General features: G+C 71.0%; 25 protein-coding genes. 15 read left to right on the forward strand and 10 right to left on the reverse strand.

Annotated elements, in window-relative coordinates; genetic code table 11:
- Positions 1–39 precede the first annotated feature (39 nt).
- Genes ACFSKW_RS20535 through paaI form a run of 3 tightly spaced genes read right to left on the reverse strand, consistent with a single transcriptional unit; the run spans position 40 to position 2,241 of the window.
- A complete protein-coding gene (locus tag ACFSKW_RS20535) occupies positions 40–636 on the reverse strand; it encodes a TetR/AcrR family transcriptional regulator (protein WP_379573892.1) in 597 nt (198 codons plus the stop codon).
- Positions 637–640: 4 nt separating this feature from the next.
- On the reverse strand, positions 641–1,864 hold the full coding sequence (paaK, locus tag ACFSKW_RS20540) for a phenylacetate--CoA ligase PaaK (protein WP_379573893.1): 1,224 nt from the start codon (positions 1,862–1,864) through the stop codon (positions 641–643).
- Positions 1,861–2,241: a hydroxyphenylacetyl-CoA thioesterase PaaI gene (paaI, locus tag ACFSKW_RS20545; protein WP_379574561.1), complete on the reverse strand. Its 381-nt coding sequence runs from the start codon at positions 2,239–2,241 to the stop codon at positions 1,861–1,863. Before paaI ends, paaK begins: the two co-directional genes overlap by 4 nt.
- A gap of 97 nt (positions 2,242–2,338) precedes the next feature.
- Here paaI and paaN point away from each other — a divergent pair, with 97 nt between their 5' ends.
- From paaN to ACFSKW_RS20560, 3 genes are all read left to right on the forward strand, one after another.
- Positions 2,339–3,985 carry a phenylacetic acid degradation protein PaaN gene (gene paaN, locus ACFSKW_RS20550; protein ID WP_379573894.1) on the forward strand — a complete coding sequence of 549 codons (1,647 nt, stop codon included), beginning with the start codon at positions 2,339–2,341 and terminating at the stop codon, positions 3,983–3,985.
- Position 3,986: 1 nt separating this feature from the next.
- Positions 3,987–4,820 carry a 3-hydroxyacyl-CoA dehydrogenase family protein gene (locus ACFSKW_RS20555; protein WP_379573895.1) on the forward strand — a complete coding sequence of 278 codons (834 nt, stop codon included), beginning with the start codon at positions 3,987–3,989 and terminating at the stop codon, positions 4,818–4,820.
- A 71-nt stretch (positions 4,821–4,891) separates the two neighbouring features.
- Positions 4,892–6,277 (forward strand): alpha,alpha-trehalose-phosphate synthase (UDP-forming), encoded by a 1,386-nt coding sequence (locus ACFSKW_RS20560; protein WP_379573896.1) that lies wholly within the window; start codon positions 4,892–4,894, stop codon positions 6,275–6,277.
- On the opposite strand, the gene ACFSKW_RS20565 is transcribed toward ACFSKW_RS20560, so the two are convergent.
- On the reverse strand, positions 6,258–6,539 hold the full coding sequence (locus tag ACFSKW_RS20565) for a DUF4235 domain-containing protein (RefSeq protein ID WP_379573897.1): 282 nt from the start codon (positions 6,537–6,539) through the stop codon (positions 6,258–6,260). The genes ACFSKW_RS20560 and ACFSKW_RS20565 overlap by 20 nt on opposite strands.
- Before the next feature lie 41 nt (positions 6,540–6,580).
- Between ACFSKW_RS20565 and valS the strand changes: the two genes are divergently transcribed.
- The 7 genes from valS (at position 6,581) to ACFSKW_RS20600 (ending at position 14,954) form a co-directional block, all read left to right on the forward strand.
- Positions 6,581–9,064, forward strand: coding sequence for a valine--tRNA ligase (gene valS, locus ACFSKW_RS20570; protein ID WP_379573898.1), 2,484 nt, complete (start codon positions 6,581–6,583; stop codon positions 9,062–9,064).
- 156 nt (positions 9,065–9,220) lie between these two features.
- The gene (locus ACFSKW_RS20575) at positions 9,221–10,300 is read left to right on the forward strand and encodes an AI-2E family transporter (protein ID WP_379573899.1); all 1,080 of its coding nucleotides are present in this window, start codon (positions 9,221–9,223) and stop codon (positions 10,298–10,300) included.
- Between the two features lie 46 nt (positions 10,301–10,346).
- Positions 10,347–10,784, forward strand: coding sequence for a dUTP diphosphatase (gene dut / locus ACFSKW_RS20580; RefSeq protein WP_379573900.1), 438 nt, complete (start codon positions 10,347–10,349; stop codon positions 10,782–10,784).
- A gap of 14 nt (positions 10,785–10,798) precedes the next feature.
- Positions 10,799–11,452 (forward strand): DUF3710 domain-containing protein, encoded by a 654-nt coding sequence (locus ACFSKW_RS20585; RefSeq protein WP_379573901.1) that lies wholly within the window; start codon positions 10,799–10,801, stop codon positions 11,450–11,452.
- 27 nt (positions 11,453–11,479) lie between these two features.
- A complete protein-coding gene (locus ACFSKW_RS20590) occupies positions 11,480–11,869 on the forward strand; it encodes an OB-fold nucleic acid binding domain-containing protein (protein ID WP_379573902.1) in 390 nt (129 codons plus the stop codon).
- 18 nt (positions 11,870–11,887) lie between these two features.
- Positions 11,888–12,547, forward strand: coding sequence for a DUF3159 domain-containing protein (locus tag ACFSKW_RS20595; protein ID WP_379573903.1), 660 nt, complete (start codon positions 11,888–11,890; stop codon positions 12,545–12,547).
- A 325-nt stretch (positions 12,548–12,872) separates the two neighbouring features.
- Positions 12,873–14,954: a serine/threonine-protein kinase gene (locus ACFSKW_RS20600; protein ID WP_379573904.1), complete on the forward strand. Its 2,082-nt coding sequence runs from the start codon at positions 12,873–12,875 to the stop codon at positions 14,952–14,954.
- Here the strand turns inward: ACFSKW_RS20600 and ACFSKW_RS20605 are convergent.
- Together ACFSKW_RS20605 and ACFSKW_RS20610 are read right to left on the reverse strand one after the other, a co-directional pair.
- Positions 14,951–15,610, reverse strand: coding sequence for a potassium channel family protein (locus ACFSKW_RS20605; RefSeq protein WP_379573905.1), 660 nt, complete (start codon positions 15,608–15,610; stop codon positions 14,951–14,953). The two genes, ACFSKW_RS20600 and ACFSKW_RS20605, sit on opposite strands and share 4 nt — an antisense overlap.
- The gene (locus ACFSKW_RS20610; protein WP_379573906.1) at positions 15,610–16,275 is read right to left on the reverse strand and encodes a potassium channel family protein; all 666 of its coding nucleotides are present in this window, start codon (positions 16,273–16,275) and stop codon (positions 15,610–15,612) included. Before ACFSKW_RS20610 ends, ACFSKW_RS20605 begins: the two co-directional genes overlap by 1 nt.
- Before the next feature lie 91 nt (positions 16,276–16,366).
- Between ACFSKW_RS20610 and ACFSKW_RS20615 the strand changes: the two genes are divergently transcribed.
- Complete coding sequence (locus ACFSKW_RS20615; RefSeq protein WP_379573907.1) at positions 16,367–18,415, forward strand: APC family permease; 2,049 nt, start codon at positions 16,367–16,369, stop codon at positions 18,413–18,415.
- A gap of 7 nt (positions 18,416–18,422) precedes the next feature.
- The gene (locus ACFSKW_RS20620) at positions 18,423–19,661 is read left to right on the forward strand and encodes a class I SAM-dependent RNA methyltransferase (protein WP_379573908.1); all 1,239 of its coding nucleotides are present in this window, start codon (positions 18,423–18,425) and stop codon (positions 19,659–19,661) included.
- 143 nt (positions 19,662–19,804) lie between these two features.
- Here ACFSKW_RS20620 and ACFSKW_RS20625 read toward each other — a convergent pair whose 3' ends face one another.
- The 3 genes from ACFSKW_RS20625 to ACFSKW_RS20635 form a co-directional block, all read right to left on the reverse strand.
- Positions 19,805–20,269 carry a hypothetical protein gene (locus tag ACFSKW_RS20625; RefSeq protein WP_379573909.1) on the reverse strand — a complete coding sequence of 155 codons (465 nt, stop codon included), beginning with the start codon at positions 20,267–20,269 and terminating at the stop codon, positions 19,805–19,807.
- A 144-nt stretch (positions 20,270–20,413) separates the two neighbouring features.
- Positions 20,414–20,728, reverse strand: a complete 315-nt coding sequence (locus ACFSKW_RS20630) for a hypothetical protein (protein ID WP_379573910.1) — start codon at positions 20,726–20,728, stop codon at positions 20,414–20,416.
- A 10-nt stretch (positions 20,729–20,738) separates the two neighbouring features.
- Entirely contained in the window at positions 20,739–21,386 is a 648-nt protein-coding gene (locus ACFSKW_RS20635) for a tetratricopeptide repeat protein (RefSeq protein WP_379573911.1), read from the reverse strand.
- 243 nt (positions 21,387–21,629) lie between these two features.
- On the opposite strand from ACFSKW_RS20635, the gene ACFSKW_RS20640 reads away from it, so the two are divergent.
- Together ACFSKW_RS20640 and ACFSKW_RS20645 are read left to right on the forward strand one after the other, a co-directional pair.
- On the forward strand, positions 21,630–22,610 hold the full coding sequence (locus ACFSKW_RS20640) for an aldo/keto reductase (protein WP_379573912.1): 981 nt from the start codon (positions 21,630–21,632) through the stop codon (positions 22,608–22,610).
- A gap of 231 nt (positions 22,611–22,841) precedes the next feature.
- Positions 22,842–23,672, forward strand: coding sequence for an SDR family NAD(P)-dependent oxidoreductase (locus ACFSKW_RS20645; RefSeq protein WP_379573913.1), 831 nt, complete (start codon positions 22,842–22,844; stop codon positions 23,670–23,672).
- A gap of 32 nt (positions 23,673–23,704) precedes the next feature.
- Here the strand turns inward: ACFSKW_RS20645 and ACFSKW_RS20650 are convergent, their stop codons facing one another.
- Positions 23,705–24,727: a glycoside hydrolase family 18 protein gene (locus ACFSKW_RS20650; RefSeq protein WP_379573914.1), complete on the reverse strand. Its 1,023-nt coding sequence runs from the start codon at positions 24,725–24,727 to the stop codon at positions 23,705–23,707.
- 78 nt (positions 24,728–24,805) lie between these two features.
- Here ACFSKW_RS20650 and ACFSKW_RS20655 point away from each other — a divergent pair, with 78 nt between their 5' ends.
- Positions 24,806–25,711 carry an LLM class F420-dependent oxidoreductase gene (locus ACFSKW_RS20655; protein WP_379573915.1) on the forward strand — a complete coding sequence of 302 codons (906 nt, stop codon included), beginning with the start codon at positions 24,806–24,808 and terminating at the stop codon, positions 25,709–25,711.
- Positions 25,712–25,736 lie beyond the last annotated feature (25 nt).

Consider the following 25,736-nt stretch of genomic DNA (forward strand, 5'->3'; position numbering starts at 1 on the left):
GGCGGGCCCTCCCCCGCCTCGCCCCCTGGGCCGCCCGCGTCAGCGGGTGCGCAGCCCGTCGAAGGCGATCGTGAGGATGGCGTCGGCGAGCTCGTCGGCCGAGCCCCCGCGTGACGGCTGGTACCACTCGGTGATCGAGTTGACCGTCCCGAACAGCAGCCGCGTCACCAGTGCGGGATCCACGTCGGGCCTGATGTGCCCCTCCGCCGCGGCCTCCTTCACCAGGTGGCTGACGAATCTGTCGAACTCCCGCCGCCGCTCCAGCGCGTCCTGCTCGGTGGCGCTGTTGCCGCGCACCCTCAGCAACAGTGTGACGTACGGCAGGCGCTCCACGAGGATCGACACGCTGCGCCGCACCACCCATTCCAGCCGCGTGATCGCCGGGCCCGACACCGCCATCGGGTCGGCGATCATCGTGAACAGGCCGTCCAGCGCCCTGTCGAGGGCCCGCGCGAGCAGTTGCTCCTTGCCCGGCACGTGGTAGTAGATCGCCGACTTGGTCACCCCGAGGGCGCGGGCGAGGTCCTCCATGCTGGTGCCGTCGTAGCCGCGCTCGTTGAACACCGTCACGGCCATGTGCAGGACGGACTCGGGGTCGTGCCCGCGCCCGCGCTGACGGGTCGGAGGGGTGGTCATGTGGCTAATTATCCCGAAAGTCCACTACGCGTTGGAGCTTGCCCGCCGATCTGGCCAGCGTCCCCTGCTCCACGAGCTCGACCGCGATCGTGACCCCGACGGTGTCCTTGACCGTCCTGGCCAGCGCCTCGGCCGAGGCGCCCGGTGAGGCCTCCACCCGGACCGTCATCACGTCGAGGCGGCCCGGTCTGCTCAGCTCGATCATGAAGTGCGGCGAAAGGCCGGGGGTGCGCAGCACGATCTCCTCGATCTGCGTGGGGAAGACGTTGACGCCGCGCAGAATGATCATGTCGTCGGTGCGTCCCCTCACCTTCTCCATCCGCCGGAAGGCCGGCATCGCCGTACCGGGGAGCAGGCGGGTCAGGTCGTGGGTGCGGTAGCGGATGACGGGCATCGCCTCCTTGGTGAGGGAGGTGAAGACCAGCTCGCCCCTGCCGTCGGCGTCCGCGTCGACGATCTCGGGGTAGAAGTGGTCCTCCCAGACGTGCAGCCCGTCCTTGGTCTCCACGCACTCCTGCGCCACGCCGGGGCCGATGACCTCCGACAGGCCGTAGATGTCCACGGCGTCCAGGCCGAAGGCGCTCTCGATCTCCGCGCGCATCTCCTCCGTCCACGGCTCCGCGCCGAAGACGCCGATCCGCAGAGAGGTCGCGCGCGGGTCCAGGCCCTGCGCCTCGAACTCCTCCAGCAGCGCCAGCATGTACGAGGGGGTCACCATGATGACGTCGGGACGGAAGTCGGTGATGAGCTGTACCTGACGGGGCGTCATGCCGCCGGAGACCGGCACCACCGTGCAGCCGAGCCGCTCGGCGCCGTAGTGCGCGCCCAGCCCGCCGGTGAACAGTCCGTATCCGTAGGCGACGTGCACGATGTCGCCGGGCCTGCCGCCCGCCGCCCTCAGCGACCTGGCCATGACCTCGGCCCAGGTGTCGATGTCGCGCCTGGTGTAGCCCACCACGGTCGGCTTGCCCGTCGTGCCGCTGGAGGCGTGCACGCGCACCACCTGCTCGCGCGGCACCGCGAACATGCCGAACGGGTAGCACGAGCGCAGGTCGTCCTTGGTGGTGAAGGGGAACCTCGCCAGGTCGGCCAGCTCCTTGCAGTCGGCCGGGTGCACCCCTGCCGCGTCGAACTTCTCCCTGTACAGCGCGACGTTGCGATAGGCGTGGTCGAGGGTCCACCGGAGCCGCTCCAGCTGCAGCGCGGCGAGCTCGTCCGACGAGATCATCTGCTCTCCTCCTCCAAGGCGCGGCTGCGCCCGCGGAACTCCGCGACCACCCTTCCGTCGCCGCCTCGCACCGTGACGTCGTAGATCCCGTTCCGTCCGAAACGCGTCCGCTCCAGCGCCGTGGCGGTCAGCGTCTCACCGGCCTGCGCGGGGGAGACGAAGGAGATCTCCGCGCCCGCCGCCACCGTGACGGGCCCATGGGAGTTGCAGGCGCACGCGAAGGCCGTGTCGGCCAGCAGGAAGACGTAGCCGCCATGGCAGATGGCGTGCCCGTTGACCATCCGCTCGGTCACGGCCATCGTGCAGACCGCCTGTCCGGGAGCCAGTTCCGCCAGCTCGATCCCCAGTGCGGCCGAGGCCACGTCGGCCGCCATCATGCGACGCGCGGACTCCACGGATGTCTCCCTTGTCAGCTGACCGAATGTTCGGTAAACACATCATCGTCCGCAGGTCCTGTCAAGGGAGGCGCTGACCATGTTCGACCAGCACGGGGACACGCTCACAAGGGCCATGAAGGCCATCGCCGAGCGGGGTTACTGGAGCGCCTACCCCGAGTCGCCGAGCCCCCGGGTGTACGGCGAGGGCGCGGCCGAACGGGGCAAGGAGGCCTTCGAGTCCTACCTCGGCAAGCCGTTCCCGATCGAGCAGCAGGGCACCGGGCTGTGGATCGGCGCCGAGCGCTCGCCGTACGGGATGGAGCTCGGCGTGACCTACCCCGAGCCCTCGCCCGAGCAGCTCGTCGACCTGGCGGGGGCGGCGATGCCGGCGTGGCGCGACGCGGGACCGCAGGAGAGGGCGCAGGTCTGCGCCGAGATCCTGCACCGCATCAACCAGCGCAGCTTCGAGATCGCCAACGCCGTCCAGCACACCACGGGCCAGGCGTTCGTCATGGCCTTCCAGGCGGGCGGACCCCACGCGCAGGACCGCGGCCTCGAGGCCGTCGCCTACGGCCTGGCCGCCATGACCGCCGCGCGGTCCCACGCGCGCTGGGAGAAGCCCGCCAAGGGCGACCCGCTGGTGATGGAGAAGACGTTCACGGTCGTGCCGCGCGGTGTCGCCCTCGTCATCGGCTGCAACACCTTCCCCACGTGGAACGCCTACCCCGGCCTGTTCGCCTCGCTGGTCACCGGCAACCCCGTCATCGTCAAGCCGCACCCTGGCGCGATCCTGCCGCTGGCGATCACCGTGGCCATCGCCCGTGAGGTGCTGGAGGAGGCGGGCTTCGACCCCGACCTGGTCACGCTCGCCGCCGAGGAGGGGCAGGGCCTGGCCAGTCAGCTCGCCACCCACCCCGACGTGCGGATCGTCGACTTCACCGGCTCCACCGAGTACGGCGACTGGCTGGAGCGCAACGCCACCCAGGCGCTCGTGCACACCGAGAAGGCAGGGGTCAACACGGTCGTCGTCGACTCCACCGACTCCTACAAGGGCATGCTGGGCAACATCGCCTTCTCCCTGTCGCTCTACAGCGGCCAGATGTGCACGGCGCCGCAGAACATCCTCATCCCCTCCGACGGCATCCAGACCGACGCGGGGCCCAAGAGCCTCGCCGAGGTCGCCGCCGACCTGGCGGCCGCCGTGTCGCGGCTGCTCGGCGACGACGCCAGAGCGGTCGAGCTCACCGGCGCGATCGTCAACGCGGGCGTGCTGGGCAGGGTCGAGGCCGCGCCCTCGCTGGGCGAGGTCGTGCTGGAGTCCAGGGCGGTGACCCACCCGGCCTTCCCAGGAGCCACGGTGCGCACACCGGTGATCGTCAAGCTCTCCCAGGCCGACGAGGAGACCTACGGGCGCGAGCACTTCGGCCCCGTCGCGTTCGTCATCGCCACGGGCTCGACGGAGGAGTCACTGGCGGTGCTGCGGAGGACGATCTCCTCTCGCGGCGCGCTGACCGCCTCGGTCTACTCCACCTCCCCGCAGGTGCTGGAGGCGGCCGAGAGGGCGGCGCTCGACGCGGGGGTCAACCTGTCGTGCAACCTGACGGGCGGCGTGTTCGTCAACCAGTCCGCGGCCTTCAGCGACTACCACGGCACGGGTGCCAACCCGGCCGCGACCGCCTCGCTCACCGATCCAGGGTTCGTGGCGGGCAGGTTCTTCGTCGTCCAGTCGCGCCGCCACGCCTGACATGGCGGTGCGGGTCGCGGTGATCGGCGGCGGGCGCATGGGCGCCGGCATCGCCCAGGTCTTCCTCGCCGCAGGGGCGCGGGTGACCGTACAGGAGGCGGACGACGCCGCGGCCGCCGCCGCGCAGGAGCGGATTGCCAGGGGGCTGCGGACGGCCGAGTCCAGGCAGCAGGACGTGCGCGCCGACGAGGCGCTGCGGCGGCTGACGCTCGGGCCCGTGCCCGAGGCGGCCGACCTGGTGATCGAGGCGGTGCCCGAGGACCCGAAGCTCAAGGTCGAGGTGCTGGCGGCGGCCGAGGCGCGGATCCGGCCCAGGGCGCTGCTGGCCACCAACACCAGCTCGCTGTCCATCAGCGAGCTGTCGGCAGGGCTGGACGTCCCGCACCGGCTGATCGGCCTGCACTTCTTCAACCCGGTGCCCGTGCAGCGCCTCGTCGAGATCGTCGTCACCCCGCAGACCCCGCCGGGCGTGCTCGCCGCGGCCAGGCGGCACGTCGAGGCGCTGGGCAAGACGGGCGTGGTGGTCAACGACTCGCCCGGGTTCGCCACCAGCCGCCTCGGCGTGCTCCTCGGCCTCGAGGCCATCCGCATGGTCGAGGAGGGCGTCGCCGGCGCCGAGGACATCGACACCGCCATGACCCTCGGCTACAGCCACCCCATGGGCCCGCTCAGGCTCGGCGATCTCGTCGGACTCGACGTGCGGCTGGCCGTCGCCGAGTACCTGCACGCCAGGCTCGGCCCTCGCTTCGAGCCGCCCGCCCTGCTGCGCGAGATGGTGGCGAGGGGAGAGCTGGGCCGCAAGACGGGGAGGGGATTCTACACCTGGGACAGTTGACCGGTTTGTGTTTTTTTGTGTAAATCCGGGGTAGATGTCCACGGAATTGTCGACAGCCCAGGAGGACATGCGTGGCCGGCCGTAGCTCGTTCCTGATCGTCGCCAACCGGCTTCCGGTGGACAGAACGATCGAATCCGACGGCACGGCCGCGTGGCGGAGGAGCCCCGGGGGGCTCGTCACCGCGATCGCACCGGTCATGCAGCGCCGCCAGGGCGCCTGGCTCGGCTGGCCCGGCGCGCCGGACGAGAAGCTGGAGCCGTTCGAGCAGGACGGCATGAGCCTCATCCCGATCCCGCTGTCGGCCGAGGAGGTCGAGCTCTACTACGAGGGCTTCTCCAACGCCACCCTCTGGCCCCTGTACCACGACGTGGTCGCCCCGCCCGTCTTCGAGCGCCGCATGTGGGAGACCTACCGCAGGGTCAACGAACGCTTCGCCGAGGCCGCCGCCGAGGCCGCCGAAGAGGGCGCGGTCGTCTGGGTGCAGGACTACCAGCTCCAGCTCGTCCCCGCCATGCTCCGCCGGCGCCGCCCCGACCTGCGCATCGGCTTCTTCCTGCACATCCCCTTCCCGCCCGTCGAGCTGTACTGGCGACTGCCGTGGCGCACCGAACTCCTCGAAGGACTGCTCGGCGCTGACCTGGTCGGCTTCCAGCTGCCGGGCGGCGCCTCCAACTTCATCAGGCTCTGCCGCCGCCTGCTCGGGCTGTCCTACAAGGGCAACGAGGTCTACTACGGCGACCGCGTCGTCACCGCGCAGGCCTTCCCCATCTCGGTCGACTTCTCCGAGCTCGACGTCCTGGTCCGCGAACCGCACATCGTGCAGCGCGCCAAGGAGATCCGCGCCGAGCTCGGCGACCCCGAGCACGTCCTGCTCGGCGTCGACAGGCTCGACTACACCAAGGGGATCGGCCAGCGCCTCGAGGCCTTCGGCGAGCTGCTGACGGAGGCGACGCTGGGCCCTGGCGAGGCGGTCTTCGTGCAGATCGCGACGCCGAGCAGGGAGCGGGTCGACGAGTACCGCAGGCTGCGCGACGACATCGAGCTGCAGGTGGGAAGGATCAACGGCGAGCACTCCGCGCTGGGCGCCCAGCCGATCCAGTACTTCCACCAGTCGCACAGCCGTGACGAGCTGGCCGCGCTCTACCTGGCGGCCGACGTGATGGTCGTGACCCCGCTGCGCGACGGGATGAACCTGGTCGCCAAGGAGTACGTCTCCTGCCACCACGACCTGCGGGGGGCGCTCGTGCTGAGCGAGTTCGCCGGGGCCGCCGACGAGCTCAGGCAGGCCTACCTCGTCAACCCGTACGACGTCGAGGGACTCAAACGGACGATGATGACCGCCATGCGGGCCACGCCGCACGAGGTGGCCCGGCGGATGCGTGCTCTGCGCCGCCGGGTGTCGACCTACGACGTGGACCGCTGGGCGAGCGAGTTCCTCACTGCGTTGGAGTCTTGAGCGCCTTCCACGCGAGGTAGCGCTTCTTCGCGGTCTTGTTGACCACGATCTGGGCCACCTGCATGCCCACGCCCATCACCACCGCGTAGCCGATCGCCTCGGCCATGCCGACCTCGTCGGACTCGGTGTCGATGGGCGCCTCCTTGCCGGTGGCCTTCACCCACACGTAACCGAGCACCTTCTTGGCCGCCCAGGCGGTGGCCAGACCCACCAGGCCGCCGATCACCCGCCAGGCGATGTCGGGCTTCTCCTCTGTCTTCATGTGGCAACCCTATTCGTCTTCGACGCGTACCATTTGGAGGCATGACTCAGCGATCACGCCATCCGCTCATGCCCGAGAAACCTACTCTCGACGGCCTGGAGCAGGTATGGGTAGAGCGCTGGGAGTCCGAGGGCGTCTACCGCTTCGACAGGTCCAGGACGCGGGAGCAGATCTACTCGATCGACACCCCGCCGCCGACCGTCTCCGGCTCGCTGCACGTCGGCCACGTCTTCTCCTACACCCACACCGACACCATCGCCCGCTACCAGCGGATGCGCGGGCGCGAGGTCTTCTACCCGATGGGCTGGGACGATAACGGCCTGCCGACCGAGCGCAGGGTACAGAACCACTTCGGCGTGCGGGGCGACGCCTCCGTGCCGTACGACCCGTCGTTCCAGCCGCCCGACAAGCCGGGCAAGCAGCAGGTCAGCATCTCCAGGCGCAACTTCATCGAGCTGTGCGAGCGGCTCACGATCGAGGACGAGAAGGCCTTCGAGGAGCTGTGGCGGCGGCTCGGCCTGTCGGTCGACTGGAGCCTGACCTACGCCACCATCGACGGCGCCTCGCGTGCCGCCTCCCAGCGCGCCTTCCTGCGCAATCTGGCGCGCGGTGAGGCCTACCAGGCCGAGGCGCCGACACTGTGGGACGTCACCTTCCGCACCGCCGTCGCCCAGGCCGAGCTGGAGGACAGGGAGTGGCCGGGGGCCTTCCACCGGATCTCCTTCTACGGTGACCAGGGCCCCGTCTGGATCGAGACGACCAGGCCCGAGCTGATCCCCGCCTGCGTCGCGCTCGTGGCCCACCCCGACGACGAGCGGTACAAACCGCTGTTCGGCACCGTCGTCCTGTCGCCGCTGTTCGGCGCCGAGGTGCCGATCCTGGCCCACCACCTGGCCGAGCCTGACAAGGGCTCGGGCATCGCGATGATCTGCACGTTCGGCGACATCACCGACGTCACCTGGTGGCGCGAGCTCGACCTGGCGACCAGGCCCGTCATCGGATGGGACGGCAGGCTGCTGCCCGAGCCGCCCGAGGGCGTCGACGCCGAGCCGTACAAGGAGCTGGCGGGCAAGACCGTCCACAGCGCCCGCGAGCGGATCGTGGAGATGCTGAGCGAGTCCGGCGACCTCGACGGCGAGCCGCGCCCGGTCAGGCGCCCGGTGAAGTTCTACGAGAAGGGCGACAAGCCTCTCGAGATCGTGACCACCCGCCAGTGGTACATCCGCAACGGCGGGCGCGACGCCGAGCTGCGCGAGCGCCTGCTGGCCAGGGGCGCCGAGCTGGTCTGGCACCCGCCGCACATGCGGGTCCGCTACGACAACTGGGTCAAGGGCCTGGCGGGCGACTGGCTGATCTCCCGCCAGCGCTTCTTCGGCGTGCCGTTCCCCGTCTGGTACGACGTCGACACCGGCGCGCTGATCCTCCCCACGGAGGACATGCTGCCCGTCGACCCCTCCTCCGACGTGCCGCCCGGCTACACCGAGGAGCAGCGCGGCGTGCCCGGCGGCTTCGTGGGCGACACCGACGTCATGGACACCTGGGCCACCTCGTCGCTGTCACCCGAGATCGTCGGCGGCTGGGAACGCGATCCCGACCTGCTCGCACGGGTGTTCCCGATGGACCTGCGGCCGCAGGCGCACGAGATCATCCGCACCTGGCTGTTCTCCGCGGTGGTCCGCGCCCACCAGGAGTTCGACTCGCTGCCGTTCAAGAACGTCGCGATCTCCGGGTGGATCCTCGATCCCGACCGCAAGAAGATGTCGAAGTCCAAGGGCAACGCCACCACGCCCATGTCCATGCTGGAGGAGTACGGCTCCGACGCCGTGCGCTACTGGGCGGCCGGCGGCCGGCCCGGCACCGACACCGCCTTCGACACCGGCCAGATGAAGATCGGCCGCCGTCTGGCCATCAAGATCCTCAACGCGTCGAAGTTCGTGCTCGGCTTCCCCGAGGGCGAGCGGGTCACCGAGCCGCTCGACCTGTCGATGCTGGCCGCGCTGTCGCAGACGGTGCGGGAGGCCACCGACGCCTTCGAGGGCTACGACTACGCGCGGGCTCTCGAGGTGGCCGAGCGCTTCTTCTGGTCCTTCTGCGACGACTACCTCGAGCTGGTCAAGGCCCGCGCCTACGACAGCGACGCGGCCGCCTCCTCCGCCCACGCCGCGCTCAGGCAGGCGCTCGAGGTGCAGTTGCGGCTGTTCGCGCCGTTCCTGCCGTTCGTCACCGAAGAGGTGTGGTCGTGGTGGCGCGACGGGTCGGTCCACCGCGCCGCCTGGCCCGAGGCCGAGGCGGGCGAGGGCGACCCCGCGCTGCTGGCGCTGGTGTCGGAGGTGCTGCGGCAGGTCCGCAAGGCCAAGTCCGAGGCGAAGGTGTCGATGCGCGCCGAGATCGCCAGGCTCACCGTCCACGCCCCGCAGCCCGGCCTGGTCCGGCAGGGCGCCGACGACCTGTGCGGCTCGGGCAACGTCGACGAGTTCGTGCTGGAGGCGGGCGAGGAACTGGCGGTGGCCGTCGAGCTGGCCTGACCTTCTGGGGGTGTTTCTGGGGGTACGGCCCGCCGTCGTGCCCCCAGATGTTTCGTCCACGGCGATAACCGCGCGCGTTCGGGTCAGGGACATGCCAGTCTTGAACATGTGTTCTCCGACCGCCCAACCCAGCTGGTACCACCCCTCGTGGCCAAGATGGCCGCATGGAGCGCGTGCCTGATCGTCGTCGGCGTGGTCGTCTACGTCTTCGCCTCGATCGTCGCCAGGCTCAGCTTCGTGGCGCTGCCGGTGGCGATCGCGCTGTTGCTGACCGCGCTGCTCTACCCGCTCAGCAGCAGGCTGACCAACGCGGGCCTGCGGCCCATCTACGCCACCTGGATCACCCTGCTGATCGCGCTCGCCGTCCTGGCCGGCGCGGGCTGGCTCATCGGGGCCAGGGCCAGCGACGAGTTCCCGACCGTGGTCGACCAGGTGCAGAAGTCGATCAACGAGTTGCGCGACTGGCTGGTGACGGGGCCCATCCACCTCGACACCAAGCAGCTCGACGACTGGGTCAAGACCATCACCAACCAGCTGCAGACCTCGCAGGCCGCCATCACCAACACGGTGCTGACCGCCGGGCAGGTCGCCATCGAGGTGCTCGCCTCGATGGTGCTCATGCTCTTCGTGACGTTCTTCCTGCTCAAGGACGGCGACAGGATCTGGGCCTGGTTCCTCAAGGGTTTCGGCGGAATGTCCTCCCGCGTCGACAGGGCGGGCAGGGTGGCCTGGGCGACGGTCTCCCACTACGTTCAGGGCACGGTCGCCGTCGCGGCCGTCCACGGCCTGGTCATGGGCATCGTGCTGGCGGGGCTCGGCGTGCCGCTCTGGGCACCGCTGGCCATCCTCATCTTCCTCGCCAGCTTCATCCCCATCGTCGGCATCTTCATCGCCGGCACGGTCGCCACCCTGGTCACGCTCGGCACGACCAGCCCACTCAAGGCGCTCATCTTCCTCGCTGTGCTCATCGTCGAGCAGCAGCTGGAGAACCACGTGCTGCAGCCGCTCATCGTCGGCAGGGCGCTCAACTTCCACCCACTCGCGATCATCATCGTGCTGGCCGTCGGCGGCATCCTCGGCGGCATCGCGGGGGCGGCCGTGGCCGTACCGGTCGCCGCGGTCATCTACCGGGCGCTGCCCGAGCTTCGCCACGTACCCCCGGCCCTGCCGCCGGCGGACACGCCACCACCGCCCGAGGTTCCCGCGAAGAGCAAATCCGAGCAGCCCAAGGGGTAGTCTCATCCCTCATGACGCGTACGTTGGGGTGTAGCGAGGAGACCGCATGACCGTAGAGGTGCTCATCCATCGCCTCGACCCCGACCTGCCGGTGCCGAGCTACGCGCATCCCGGCGACGCGGGGGCCGATCTGGTGGCCGCGGCGGACGTCGAGCTGCTGCCGGGCGAGCGCGCGCTGGTCGGCACCGGCGTGGCGATCGCGCTGCCCGACGGGTTCGCCGCCTTCGTGCACCCGCGCTCGGGGCTGGCCGCCAAGCACGGCGTCACGCTCGTCAACGCCCCCGGCACCGTCGACGCGGGTTACCGGGGCGAGATCAAGGTGACGCTGCTCAACACCGACACCAAGGAGGCGGTCCGGCTGCGACGCGGCGACCGCATCGCCCAGCTGGTCGTCCAGCGGGTCGAGCGGGCCACCTTCTACGAGGTGGACCGGCTGCCCGGCTCCATGCGCGGGGCCGACGGCTTCGGTTCCACAGGTAGATGAGGGAGTGATCGACAGTGTTCCGACGTCGCAGGCATGAGCAGCCCGAGCAGCAGGCCGCGGAGGCGGCCGTCGAGCGGCAGGCGCGCGAGTCGGGCCCGTGGGACGCCGACGAGCCGCACCCCGAGGGCGACCGCGTCGACCTCGGCGGCATGCGCGTCAGCGTCAGCGAAGGACTCGACGTGCAGATCGCCGTCGCGGGCGACCAGCCCATCGGCGTGGTCGTCCTCCACGGCGACAGCGCCCTGCAGCTGCACGCCTTCGCCGCACCCAAGCGGGGCGGCCTGTGGGACGAGGTCAGGACCAAGCTGATCGCCAGCGTGAAGGAGGCGGGCGGCACGGTCGAGGTGACCGAGGGCTCGTTCGGCCCCGAGCTGGTGGGCACCATTCCCGGCGAGGCCGGCACCCAGGCGGTCCGCTACGTGGGCGTCGACGGCCCGCGCTGGTTCCTGCGCGCGGTCTTCAGCGGCAAGGCCGCCGTCGACTCCGCCGCGGCCGAGCCGCTCGAAGCCGTCATCCGCGATGTGGTCGTGGTGCGCGGCGAGGAGCCGATGGCCCCGGAGGAGCCCATCCTGCTGCGGATCCCGGGAGAGCGGCACACCGGACCCGCTCCTTCTTCGGCGGCTCAGAACCCCTTCAAAAGAGGGCCGGAAATGACCGAGACCCGCTGACCGCGTCATCGCATAAGCTGAGTCATCATGACTAGTACGGCAGAGCCCCCCAAACGCGGGGGATTGCGCGGGTTCTTCAGCAGACTGGCCTCCTCGCAGGCCGAGCTGGAGGCCGAGGAACTGCGTGAGGACGCCGACCAGGCGGGCGCCACGCCGATCGTGTCCTGCGGTGGCAGGCGACGTTTCTGTGTGGCGGGTACGCTACGTACGGTGACGCTGCGACCGCGGGGCGGCGCCCCCGCGTTGGAGGCCGAGCTCTACGACGGCTCAGACGTGATCGACCTGGTGTGGCTCGGCCGACGCAAGATCGCGGGCATCGAGCCGGGCCGCATCGTCAAAGCCGAGGGCCTGGTCAGCATGCAAGACGGGCGCAAGGTGATGTTCAACCCGCGCTACGAACTGCGCCCAGGCGCCTGACAGGGAGCGATCGATCACGTGACAGAGCAGGCTACGGCCCACGACACCGTTGAGTCCGCCATCAGGGCGCAGCTGTCCAAGGCGCTCGGCGGCTTTCGTGGCATCGTCGAGGCCGCGGTGCCGACCATCGCCTTCACGGTGTCGTGGCTGGCGACCGAGCAGCTCAACCTGTCGCTCATCATCAGCGCCTCCCTGGCGGCCGTGCTGCTGCTGGTCCGCCTCGCGCAGCGCTCCACCCCGCAGTTCGTGATCAACAGCTTGATCGGCATCGGCATCGGCTGGTTCTTCGCCTCCCGTACCGGCGACGCGCGCGATGTGTACCTGCCCGGCATCCTCTACAACGCCGGATACGCCGCCGCCATGCTGATCTCCATCGCCGCCAGGTGGCCGGTCGTCGGTTTCCTCATCGGGTCGGTCACGGGCGATCCCACCGCGTGGCACAAGGACCCAGGGATCGTGAAACTGTGCACCAAGCTCACGTGGCTGCTCATGCTGCCGTGTGTCGTGCGGGTGGCGGTGCAGCTGCCGATCTACCTGTTCGGCGGGGGCGACGAGGCGATCGCCGCGCTCGGCATCGCCAAGGTGCTGATGGGCTGGCCGCTACAGGTCGCGGGGCTGGCAGCGATGGCCTGGCTCCTCAGCCGCGGCCGCACCCCGATCCAGGCGGCCACCGCCTGACCTTTCCTCCTCCGCGCGGGAGCCGCGCGTTCGTTTCCGTACGGCAAGCAACGGCAGAAGGCCACCGGGGTCACCGGTGGCCTTCTGCCTTTCGCGCTGCCTTTCCACGCTGCCTTTCCACGCCACGTCAGCGCCGCCGCTGACCCGCCGTCACGCCGGGATCGTCGGGCGGGCTCTCCGGTGGACCCCCTCCGCACCGGGCTGCTCGCGGCCGTTCGTCGCCTGGCCAGGTCATGACGTGGGAAGAGGCCGTTCGGGAACGCGACATCTCGTGCGAGTGTTGACATGAAGGATGTGAGGTGACCTGTGAGGGTAGGGGGCGAACGTGGGTGAGCCCTCCGAGCAGAGGCTGGTCGGCGGCAGGTACCTGCTGTCGGACGAACTGGGACGTGGCGGGATGGGCGCCGTGTGGCGGGCCCACGATCAGGTGCTCGACAGGCCCGTCGCGCTCAAGCAGGTGCTGGTGCCCGGCTGGATGGGCGAGAAGGACAGGGAGCGCGCCTTCGAACGGGTGTTGCGCGAGGCGAGGGCGGCGGCCCGGCTGCGCAACCCGTACGTGATCACCATCCACGACGTGGTCATGGACGAGGGGCACCCGTGGATCGTCATGGAGCTGCTGCCGGCCTCCTCCCTTGCGCAGGTGCTGGAGCGGACGGGCCCGCTGCCCGAGCAGGTCGCGGCCGACATCGGGGTCAAGGTGCTGGAGGCCCTCAGGACCGCCCACGCCGCGGGCATCACGCACAGGGACGTGAAACCGGCCAACGTCCTCCTCCTCGACGACGGGGGAGTGGTGCTGACCGACTTCGGCATCGCGCACGTCGCCGACTCGCCGACCCTCACCGCGACCGGGATGCTGATGGGCTCGCCCGCCTACATGGCGCCCGAACGGCTGGAAGGGGCGCCGGCGAGCGAGGCCAGCGACCTGTGGGCGCTGGGGGCGACGCTGTACACGGCGGTCGAGGGCGTCCCGCCGTACCCGATGGACAGCCCCGTCGCGGTGCTGGCGGCCATCCTCATGCGGGAACCGCGGCCGATGCGGCTGGCCGTGCGGCTGGAGGGGGTCGTGCAGGGGCTCCTGCGCAAGGATCCCCAGGAGCGGCTGTCGCACGAGTCTGCGGCCGCGGTGCTGAGCAGGGTGGCGACGCGGTCTCAGGAGGAGACGCGCAGGAGGGCCGGGTCGCGGGCGCTGGCGGCGCTGGTCCGCGACCACCGGGCCGACGCCTCCTCAGGACCCGATCCGGATGCCCCCACCGCGCCGGCCCCCGCCGCCGCACCCGGGGAACCCGCCACACCCGGGGAACCCGACGCGCCGGCCGGGCCCGCCGCGCCGGCCGGGTCTGACCGGTCCGCCTGGCCCGCCGCACCCCCAGATCCCGGTCTGTCCGCCGCGTCCGGTCAGGATGTCGGTACGCCGGAGGGGCCGGGTGCGTCCCGCGGGTCCGGCCTGGGTGTCGGTACGCCGGAGGGGGCTGGTGTGTCCCGTGGGCCCGGTCAGGGTGTCGGGACTCCCGAGGGGCCTGCTGCGTCCCGCGGGCCCGGTCAGGGCGTCGGTACGCCGGAGGGGCCGGGTGCGTCCCGTGGGCCCGGTCAGGGCGCCGGGACTCCTGGAGGGCCTGGTGCGTCCGCCGGGTCCGGTCGAGGCGTCGGGCCCGTAGGATCCTCTTCCGGTGTGCCTGCCTCCGCTCCGCCTGGAGCCTTCGGGGGGCGCTCGCCCGGCCGCCCCGCTTCCTCTCCGCCTGGGGCGTTCGAAACGCGCTCGTCCGGTGGGGCGGGGGAAGCGGCCGGCGCTCCCGCGGAGCCAGGGCCGCGTGGTGCAGTGGGGAGCGGCCCGCCGTACCGGCCCGTACCGGCGGGCGGGCGGGTGGCGCGGCTGCTCAGGCTCGTGGCCGTCGCGGCGGCCTGCGCGGGCGTGGTCGCCTACGTGCTGCCCAGGGCGGCCACGCGCTTGGGCGTCGTGCTTCCCTCCATCGGGACGGGCACCGACCTGCTGATCCTGTTCGCGGCCTTCGCGCTGCTGGCCGTCGTCGTGCCCCGGCCGCTGCTGCCCGAGGGTGGCACGGCGGCGACCGTCACCAGGGCGCTGCCGTTCGTCGCGTTCGCCGGCTACCTGGGCGGATACCAGACGGGCAGCGGCTCCCAGATGACCACGGCCATGGCCTACGGGCTCCTGTGCGCGTGGACGGCCGTCACCGCCGTGCGCACGTGGCGGCGGTCGCGAACCGCGGCCGCCGTCGCGGGGGCCGCGACCGCCGGGTTCGCGGCGCTGGCCGTGATGCACCTCTGGCTCGACCTCGCCGGTGCGAGCGGCCTCACGGCACTGATCCTGCCGGTGCTGAGCGCCGCGACGGCCGCGGCCTGGACACTGGCCACCGTATGGGGGTGGTGGGCGGCCCGCCGTACCGGCTAGTGGGGGGACAGGAGCTGGGCCAGCTCCTCCTCCACCTCCTGGCTGGCGACGAACATCAGCTCGTCGCCCGCTTCCAGCGGGTCGTCGGCCGAGGGCACCAGCACCCGCCCCTCGCGCAGGATCGCCACCAGCGCGGAGTCGACGGGCCACGGCACCGAACCCGCCCGCTGCCCGACGACGGGCGCGTCCTCGGGGAGCGTGAGCTCGACCAGGTTGGCCTGGCCCTGGCGGAAGGTCATCAGGCGGACCAGGTCGCCGACGCTGACCGCCTCCTCGACCAGCGCCGACAGCAGGCGCGGAGTGGAGACCGCGACGTCGACACCCCACGACTCGTTGAACAGCCACTCGTTGTTGGGGTGGTTGATGCGGGCGACCACGCGCGGCACGCCGTACTCGGTCTTGGCCAGCAGGGAGACCACCAGGTTGACCTTGTCGTCGCCGCTGGAGGCGACCACGACGTGGCAGTTGTTGAGCCCGGCCTCGTCCAGGGAGGAGATCTCGCAGGCGTCGGCCAGCAGCCACTCGGCCCGCGGCACCGCGTCGATCTTGATGGCCTTCGGGTCGCTGTCGATCAGCAGGACCTCGTGGCCGTTCTCCAGGAGCTCGGCGGCGATGGAACGGCCGACCGCGCCGGCGCCGGCGATGGCGATGCGCATCAGTGACCCTCTTCCGGTGCGGCGGCCAGCACCTTGTTGATCCTGTCCATGTCGTTCTCGGCGGCGATGACGTGGAGCACGTCACCCTCCTGCACCACGGTGTCCGGCTTGGTGACCAGTGCCTCGCCCATACGGTTGACGAAGGCGACCCTGGCGCCGACGACCTCCTCCAGCGCGGTGACCTTGGTGCCGATCCACGCGGGATTGGTGGCGACCTCGGCCAGCACGACCGTGCCTGTGGGGTCGCGCCACAGCGGCTCCGCGCCCTCGGGCAGGATGCGGCGCAGGATCTGGTCGGCCGTCCACCGTACGGTGGCCACCGTGGGGATGCCGAGCCGCTGATAGACCTCGGCCCGCCGGGAGTCGTAGATGCGCGCCACGACGTTGTCGACGCCGAAGGTCTCGCGCGCGACCCGGGCGGAGATGATGTTGGAGTTGTCGCCGCTGCTGACGGCCACGTAGGCGGCCGCGGACTCGATGCCCGCCTCCTGCAGCACGTCGCGATCGAAGCCGACCCCGGTGACCCTCCGGCCCCTGAACCCGGCCCTCAGCCGCCTGAACGCCTGCGGGTCGCGATCGATGATCGCGACCGAATGGCCGTTGTCCTCCAGGATGTGGGCGATGGTCGACCCGACTCGTCCGCATCCCATTATCACGATATGCATGTGCTCCCCACGGGTTGCCTTCACCTCAGTATGGCGCGGACAGGGAGCGGCGTGTCGGTGGGGCGGGCAAGGAGGACTAGCATCTTCAGACGTGGCGAAGGTGACAGATCTTGTCAAGCGTCTCCTGGTGGGACGCGCGCTCCGCAGTGGGCAGCTTCATGAACAGTTGCTCCCCAAACGGATTGCGCTGCCCGTCTTCGCCAGCGACGCGCTCTCCTCCGTGGCATACGCGCCGCAGGAGATCCTCGTCATCCTCTCCCTCGCCGGCGTCTCGTTCTACCACTACAGCCCATGGGTCGCCATGGCCGTCGTCGTGGTCATGATGACCGTGGTCGCCTCCTACCGCCAGAACGTCCACGCCTATCCCAGCGGCGGCGGCGACTACGAGGTGGCCACCGTCAACCTCGGCAGGAACGCGGGACTGACGGTCGCCAGCGCGCTCATGGTCGACTACGTGCTGACCGTGGCCGTCTCGGTGGCCAACGGCGTCGACTACGTGGGCGCCACCGTCCCGTTCGTGGCCGAGCACAAGCCGACCGTCGCCATCGCCATCGTCGTGCTGCTCACGATCGTGAACCTGCGCGGCATCCGCGAGTCCGGCGTCGCCTTCGCCATCCCGACCTACGCCTTCATGGTCGCGGTGCTCGGCCTGGTCACCTGGGGCGGCGTCCGGCTGCTGATCCTCGGCGACGAGCTCAGGGCGCCCACCGCGGGATTCCAGGTCGTAGCCGAGCAGACCAACCTGACCAGCTTCGCGGCGGCCTTCCTCGTGCTGCGCGCCTTCTCCTCCGGCTGCGCCGCGCTGACGGGTGTCGAGGCGATCAGCAACGGCGTGCCCGCCTTCCGGAAGCCCAAGAGCAAGAACGCGGCCACCACGCTGCTCATGATGGGCCTGGTCGCCGTCACGATGTTCTCCGGCATCATCGCCATCGGCCTGGCCTCGGGCGTCACCGTCGCCGAACCCCAGCACGTCGCCGTAGACCTGCTGCGCCCCGACGGCACCCCTGTCGGGCCCGGCTACTACCAGCAGCCGATCATCTCCCAGGTCGCCGACGCGGTCTTCGGCAGCGGCTCGCTGATGTTCGTCATCATCTCCGCGGTCACCGCGCTCATCCTGTTCCTGGCCGCCAACACCGCCTTCAACGGCTTCCCCGTACTCGGCTCGATCCTGGCCCAGGACCGCTACCTGCCACGCCAGCTCCACACCCGCGGCGACCGCCTGGCCTTCTCCAACGGCATCGTCATCCTGGCACTCGGCGCCTGCCTGCTGCTGTGGGGATTCCAGGCCGACGTCAGCCGCCTGCTGAACCTCTACATCGTCGGCGTCTTCGTCTCCTTCACCCTCAGCCAGACCGGCATGGTCATCCACTGGACCCGCCACCTGAAGACCGAGACCGACCAGCGCGTCCGCTTCCAGATGCAGCGCTCCAGGGTCATCAACTTCTTCGGCGCCGTCATGACCGCCCTCGTGCTGGTGGTCGTCCTGCTGACCAAGTTCGCGGTCGGCGCGTGGATCGTCTGCATCGCGATGCCGATCCTGTTCCTGATGATGAAGGGCATCCGGCACCACTACGACAACGTCGCAGCCGAGCTCGCCGTCACCGAGGACCTCGACGAGACCATGCTGCCCGCCCGCAACCACGCGATCGTGCTCGTGTCCAAGATTCACAAGCCGACGCTGCGGGCCCTGGCCTACGCCCGCGCCACCAGGCCCTCCACCATCGAGGCGGTCACCGTCGGCGTCGAAGGCGAGGAGGCCGCCACCCTCCAGGAGGAGTGGGAGCGCAGGGGCATCCCCGTGCCGCTCAAGATGCTGGACTCGCCGTACAGGGAGATCACCCAGCCCATCCTCGACTACGTCAAGACGCTGCGCCGCCGCTCACCGCGCGACGTGGTGACCGTGTTCATCCCCGAATACGTCGTCGGCCACTGGTGGGAGCACCTGCTCCACAACCAGAGCGCGCTGCGGCTCAAGGCGCGGCTGCTGTTCAAGCCCGGCGTGATGGTGACCAGCGTGCCCTGGCAGCTCCACTCCTCCGACCGGCTCAGGGCCCGCCGCGAGCCGTTCGCCCCCGGCGCGGTCCGGCGGCCGTGGCACGAGGTCGAGGTCGAGGGCGACGACGACACGGCGAAGGCATGAGTAGTCTGTGCAGGTGGAACTCGAAGTAGGGCCGGTGGCCCACGGTGGCTGGTGTGTGGCGCGGCACGAAGGACGCGTCGTCTTCGTACGGCACGCGCTCCCAGGCGAGCGCGTCATCGCCGAGGTCACCGAGGAGACGACCCGCTTCCTGCGCGCCGACGCCGTCCAGATCCTCGAACCGTCGCCCGACAGGGTGACGCCGCCCTGCCCCTACGCGGGCCCCGGCAGGTGCGGCGGCTGCGACTGGCAGCACGCCAGCATGGAGGCGCAGCGAGCGCTCAAGGCGGACGTCGTCGCCGAGCAGCTGCGCAGGCTGGCGGGCATCACCCGGGACGTGGTGGTCGAAGAGGTGCCCGGCGCCAAGGACGGGCTCGGCTGGCGCACCCGCGTCCAGTTCGCCGCCAACCGCGAAGGCGTCCTAGGCTTCCGCCGACACCGCTCGCACGACATCGAACCCGTCGACGCCTGCCTCATCGCCCACCCCGAGGTCGAGGCCGTCGGCGTGGAAGCCCGCACCTGGCAGGGCTCGTCGGGCGTCGAGGTCATCGCCTCCTCCGCCGGTGACCACGCCGTCGTCATCGCCCCCAAACCACGCCGCTCGGTCGCCGTCCCCTCCCTCGACGCGCCCGTGTCCATCCTGGTCAACCAGGGCAAGGGCCGTACCGAGCCCCGCCACGGCTCCGGCATGCTGCACGAGCGGGTCGGCGACCGCGAGTTCCAGGTGACCGGCAGCGGCTTCTGGCAGGTTCATCCCGGTGCCGCCGAAACCCTCCTCGACGCCGTCCTCAGCTACGCCGCCCCCGAGCCGGGCGAATGGGCGCTCGACCTCTACTGCGGTGTCGGCCTGTTCGCGGCGGGGCTGGCCGAGGCGGTCGGGCCGTCCGGCGCGGTGTTCGGCGTGGAGAGCGAGGCGGCGGCCGTCCGTGACGCCCGACTCAACCTGCGCGACCTGCCGTGGGCCCAGGTGGAGCGCGGACGCGTGGAGGACGCGCTGGACCGCTTCGAGATCGAACGCGCCGACCTGGTCGTCGTCGACCCGCCGCGCTCGGGGCTCGGTCGCGAGGTGGTGGAGCGGATCGCGTCGCTGGAGGCGTCGCGGGTGGTGTACGTGTCGTGCGACCCTGCCACGCTGGCGCGTGACCTGCAGTGGTTCGGGGAACGGGGGTACGGCCTGGCGGACCTGCGCGCCTTCGACGCCTTCCCCATGACCCATCACGTGGAGTGCGTCGCGCTGCTGGTCAGCTGATTCCGTATCGCTCTGACCAGCGACAACTCCTCTGCGCATGAGGTGCGCACGATCTTGGAGCGCCCCGCGACCCTTCCACGGTCGCGGGGGGTGATCAACCCGTCTGCCCTCGCGCCGAAGCCGGCGGAGCCGTGGCCGGGCGGCTAGTCGAAGGGGATGCCGTCGAAGGTGCCCGACAGGGACGGGCGGGTGGAGAATGCCGCCCAGGTCAACGTCACCTCGTGGGCGCGTCCGCCGGTCTCGGCCGTGAGGGTGGCGGTGGCGTGGCCGTCCGGGGTAAGGGTGATCGGTCCGCTGACCCGCAGGTCGCGTACGAACCGCACTTTGTCGAGTGTGATGTCCTGGCCGAAGGTGACCTGGCCGCCGCGCAGCCCCGGCTCGTTCGGCAGCCCGAAGTGGTAGAAGGCGTGTGGGTTGCGACGGGCGGTGGCGTCGGCGGCGGTGGCGAAGGTGGCCGCAAGGATCCGCCGCGGGCCGGGGCCGAGCTTGCGGGCCGGGTGCGGCGCCACGTCCCTGAGCTTTTGCGGGAATGCGCCGACGGCACGGTAGTTCTCGCCGGTGCATTTCTGGTCGACCACCCGCTTGCTGGTCAGGAAGGTACGCAGCATGCCGCGCACGCACTCACCCGTCGGCGATGGGAAAAAGGACTGCGCGTGAATCCCGAACGGAATCCGGATGACGGTCGCGTTCGGGAAGACCCGAAGCGACCGCGCCACCTCTGCGGGGCGGGTTGACGTCGAACTCCCCTGCCGTCACCAGGATGGGCACGTTGGGCAGTGCCTGATCGCCAGCAGCGGCGGCAGGGGCAGGCGCGTGGCGTTGTCCGTCTGGAAGACGGGTCCGTCGATCAGTTCGTCCTTGACGACGTGGAAATGCGGCCCCTTCTTGCTCGTGGACTCGGGCTCGACGGGCTCCAGCGACCACGCCGTCCGGCACCACTGCCGCCTCGTGGCGGCCCTGTGACGCCCACGCCTGTCATCGGCCGCCGGCGAGGCGTCGGTGCTCACCCAGCCGCTCCCGTCCTTCTCGCAGCCCCAGCCGGTCAGCAGGCTGTCGTGGCCCGCCAAGGAGCAGGAATCAGCCGGCGAGATCGGCGCGGGCCTCGGCGACCTGACGGGTGATGCCGTGGGCGCCGCTGGACTGTGCGATGGAGTCCGCCTCGTCGAGGAGCTGGAGCACGTCGTCGTGGCGGCCTTCGCCGGAGGCGATGTAGGCCAGCCCGACCAGGTTCGCGGCGACGCCGGGCAGGAAGCCGATCTCCCTGCGCAGGCGCACCGATTCCTCCAGCCGCTCCCGTGCCGCCGCGAGACGGCCCGCGACGTGTTCGGCGAAGCCCAGGTGGCGAAGCGCGTAGGACATGGTCAGCTTGTCGCCGGCCAGGGTCGCGAGCTCGTGGGAGCGTTCGAGGGAGGGAAGCGCGGTGGCGCCGTCGTGCCGTACCACCTGGTGGAAGATACCGACCCAGAACAGCGACTCGCCATGGCCGCGCACGTCGCCGAGCTTCTCGTACAGCTCGGCGGCCCGCTCGAACAGGGCGAGCTCGTCCGGATCCTCGGTCCCGCCGTCGAGGAAGCGGGCGTGGGCGATCCGGCCGCGGGCCAGGCAGAGGTCGGCCTCGACCGCGTTGAGCTCGTGGTCGGCCGCGGCTAGGGCGGCGGGGTCGCCGCCGAAGACGGCCCGCTCGTAGAGCAGCCCGGCCTGTTCGATCCGTTCGTCCGCGCTCATGCTGACCCCGTTCACAAGGTCCACCGGTTGGTCGCACCCTACGGGGTTCTGCACCGGACGCCCAAGCGGATGCGCGGCGCGCACCCCGGTTCGTCGTGCCGGCGGCGAGGTCGCATGTCGCCTCTTGTGGCCTAAGTGTGCCGCCGGGCACCGTTCACCGAGGTCGGCGTCACCGCCCGCACCTAGCGTGGGGATGAGTACGCCGCCAACTCGTGGCGACGCCCGAGTGAGGAACCAAGAGTCATGAGACACATCGCGCTGGGTGGACAACTCGACGTCTCGCGCATCGGCCTCGGTGCCATGACGATGTCCGCCTACTACACCGGTGCCAACAGCGACGAAGCCGAAGCGATCCGCACCATCCACCGGGCGCTCGACCTCGGTGTGACGTTCCTGGACACGGCCGAGATCTACGGGCCCTACCTCAACGAGGAACTCGTCGGCAAGGCGCTCAAGGACCGCCGCGACGAGGTCGTCCTGGCCACGAAGTTCGGCATGGTCTCGCACGAGGGCGGCGGGCCCGGCGTCCTGGACAGCAGCCCGGCGAACATCAGGATCGCGGTCGAGGGCTCGCTGAGGCGGCTCGGCACCGACCGCATCGATCTGTACTACCAGCACAGGGTCGACCCGGACACCCCCATCGAGGACACCGTCGGAACCCTCTCCGAGCTGGTCGCCGACGGCAAGATCGGCCATGTCGGCCTGTCGGAGGCGGGCGTGGAGACGATCCGGCGCGCTCACGCCGTGCATCCGATCACCGCGCTGCAGACGGAGTACTCGCTGTGGACGCGCGACCCCGAGGCGGCGCTGCTGCCGGTGCTGCGCGAGCTCGGCATCGGCTTCGTGCCGTACTCGCCGCTGGGCCGCGGGTTCCTGACCGGCTCGATCCGGTCGACGGACCAGTTCGCCGCCGACGACTTCCGGAGGAACAACCCGCGGTTCGCCGAGGGCAACTTCGAGCAGAACCTGCGCATCGTCGACGAGGTGGAGGCCGTCGCGCGGGAGGCCGGGGCCACGCCCGCGCAGGCGGCACTGGCCTGGCTGCTGTGCAAGGGCGACGACATCGCCCCCATCCCCGGCACGAAGAGGGTGTCGCGGGTGGAGGAGAACGCGGCGGCGGACGCCGTCCGGCTGACGCCTGAGCAGGTCAAGCGGCTCGACGCCATCACCCCGCCCGCGGGCGCACGCTACGCGGAGGAGCACATGCGGACGGTCGAGGGCTGAACCGGGACCGCCGACGCCGAAGGAGCGCATGCGGACGGTCGAGGGCTGGACCGGGACCGCCGGCGCCGAAGGAGCGCAGGCCGACGGTCGAGGGCTGGACCGGGCCGACGGGCAGGCGAGGTGGGAGGCGTGCCGGATCGGCCGCGCCGTCGAGGGTATGCGCGGCGGGCATGGGAGCTGTGCGAGACGGTCGCTTGTCGGCCGTCGCCCCGCACGCCTACCGTTCCTGGCATGAGCAAGATCGCATTGGTGACGGGCGCGAACCAGGGGCTGGGCTTCGCCCTGGCCGAGGGACTGGCCCGGCGGCTCGGCCCCGGCGACGTCGTCTACCTCACAGGACGTGACGCGGCCAGGGTCGCTCGGGCGAGGGAACGGGTGTCGGGCGCGAAGGCCGACGTGCGGGCCCACCTGCTGGACGTCGGCGACGCGGACGCGGTGGAGGAGTTCGCGCGCGAGCTGCGCAACCGCCACGGGGGCGTGGACGTCGTCTTCTCCAACCACTACCTGCGCACGGTGCCGCAGGACGTCCCGGCCGAGGTGATCGACGCCTACGTGGACGTCAACAACCTCGGTACGACGCGGATGACGCGCGCGTTCCTGCCCGTCCTTCGGCAGGGCGGACGCTTCGTCGTCGTCTCCAGCAGCCTCGGCCGCCTGCGGGAACTTCCCGAGGGGCTGCGGGGGCGCTTCGACGGGGCGCGGACTCCAGAGGAGGTCGACGCGATCATGCTGGCGTGGCGCGACGCCGTACGGGAGGGGCGGGCGGCGGCGGAGGGCTGGCCCGGGTTCATCAACATCCCGTCGAAGGTGGGGCAGGTGGCGGCCGTGCGGGCCCTCGCGCGGCAGCGGCGGGCCGACGACCTGGCGCACGACCGGCTGCTGGTCGCTGTCTGTCCCGGCATGATCGACACTGCCTCGTCGCGGCCGTGGTTCGACATGACAGGCGCGCAGACACCGGAGCAGGCGGCTGTCGCGCTCCTCGACCTGGCGCTGGAGCCGGGTTTCGATCCACGTCTCTACGGCGAGCTGGTGCGGTTCGGCAGGGTGCTCTCCTGGTCGTGAGGCGAACACGCATGCCATCCTCAGGAGCGCCGTCAGGCGCGCTCGCCCCTCAGCGCCCTGAGGACGGCGGCGGGCGGGGTGGCGCCACGTGTCGACAGCCATGCCAGGTGGTTGCGCGTGGAGTACCACGACAGCTTACGCGCGTCGAGCAGGCTGAGATCGTCAGGGCCGGCCAGGACGGCGGTGAGCGCGGTCCGCCGCCACGTCGTGGCCGCGTCGATCCCCAGGGCCCCCGCCAGCTGTCCCTGCGCGGCGCGGACGGCGGCGGCCAGCCGCCGCATGCGGCCCTCGCCCCCGGCGCGCGGCTCGATCGCGGCCAGCAGGTTGACCGTGTCGGGCGCCGCTCCCGCGGCCCTGCTCTGGCGGAGCATCTCGACGTCGGAGGGCGCCAGGCCGGAGGGTCCCAGCGGGACGCTGAAGACGACCGTGAACTTCTTGTCCCGCCGCAGGTCGGCCAGCGCGACGGCCCTGCGGCGTACGGCGGACACGTCGCCGCCGTCGCGGATCTCGAACTCCGCGAAGGAGGCGCCGAAGGCGGCGATCACCTTGCGGTAGGCGGAGGTGAGCGCGCGCTGGTCGGCGCAGGCGGCGGCCAGTTCCCTGCCCACGGGCCCGCCGAAGGCGAGGCCCGCGTCGCCGCCGGCCGCGCGCAGCCCCGGCAGCCGGTTGGCGACGGAACTGCGGCCGAGGTCGATCGTGCCGCCCCACTTGGGCGCGCAGCCGCTCGGGCCGGCCATCACCCGGCCGAGGGAGAACCACCGCACGCCGGTACGGCGGGCCGCCGCGGGCAGGTCGAACCCGGGGTCGGCCACGGTGTCGACGAAGGCCACGTAGCCGGAGGGCTCCGTCACCGCGAGCGCCGAAGGCGCGGACGCGGGGGAAGGGGAGGCGGCCGTCCGGGCGGGCGGGCTCGCGGCGGCGAGGGAAGCCGACCATTCGGGCGTGGCCTGGGCGGGCAGGAACCAGACCGCCACACCCGTCACGCCCGCCAGGCCGAGCCCTGCCAGCACCACGAGGGTGCGCGGCGGGGTGCCTGGCTCTCTGTGACGCGCCATGCTCACCTACCGTGTCAGGGTGATGACCGATGGTGAACGCTAGCAGGGCGCGGCTGAGGGCGACCCGATAATGGCCATATGAGGCTAAGGATCTTCACCGAACCCCAGCAGGGCGCCACCTACGACGATCTGCTGGCGGTGGCGAAGGCCACCGAGCGGCTCGGGTTCGACGCGTTCTTCCGCTCCGACCACTACCAGCGCATCGGCCCGGGCGAGCCGGGGCCCGGCTCGACCGACGCGTGGATCACCCTGGCGGCACTGGCGAGGGAGACCTCGACGATCAGGCTGGGCACCCTGGTCACGCCCGCGACCTTTCGCCTGCCGGGACCGCTGGCCATCAGCGTCGCCCAGGTGGACCAGATGAGCGGCGGCCGGGTGGAGCTGGGCTTCGGCACCGGCTGGTTCGACGGCGAGCACAACGCCTACGGCATCCCCTTCCCGCCGCTCGGCGAGCGGTTCGCCAGGTGGGAGGAGCAGCTGGAGATCATCACAGGGCTGTGGTCGGCCGACAAGGACTACTCCTTCGAGGGCGCCTACTACCGCGTGGTCGACTCGCCCGCGCTGCCCAAGCCCGCCCAGCGTCCCGGTCCTCCGATCATCATCGGCGGTATCGGCGCCAAGCGCACGCCGCGCGTGGCCGCCAGGTTCGCCGACGAGTACAACGTGCCCTTCCACTCGGTGGAGGAGACCGGCGCGGCGTTCGACAGGGTACGGCGGCTCGCCGAGCGTCCGATGATCTACTCCGTCGCGCAGACCGTCTGCGTCGGCGCCGACGAGGCCGAGGTGGAGCGGAGGGCGGCCGCCATCGGCGGCACCGCCGCCCAGCTGCGCGAGGGTGGCCTTGCCGGTACGCCCTCGGAGGTGCTCGACAAGATCGGCCGCTTCGCCGAGCTCGGTGCCGAGCGGATCTACCTGCAGGTCATGGACCTGTCCGATCTGGAGCACCTCGAGCTGATCGCGGCGCAGATCCTGCCGTCCGTCTGACGTCCACCCCCGAGGCGCCCTGGCC

Origin of the sequence: Nonomuraea mangrovi (genome assembly GCF_042681425.1) — a bacterium.
Lineage (GTDB): Bacteria > Actinomycetota > Actinomycetes > Streptosporangiales > Streptosporangiaceae > Nonomuraea > Nonomuraea mangrovi.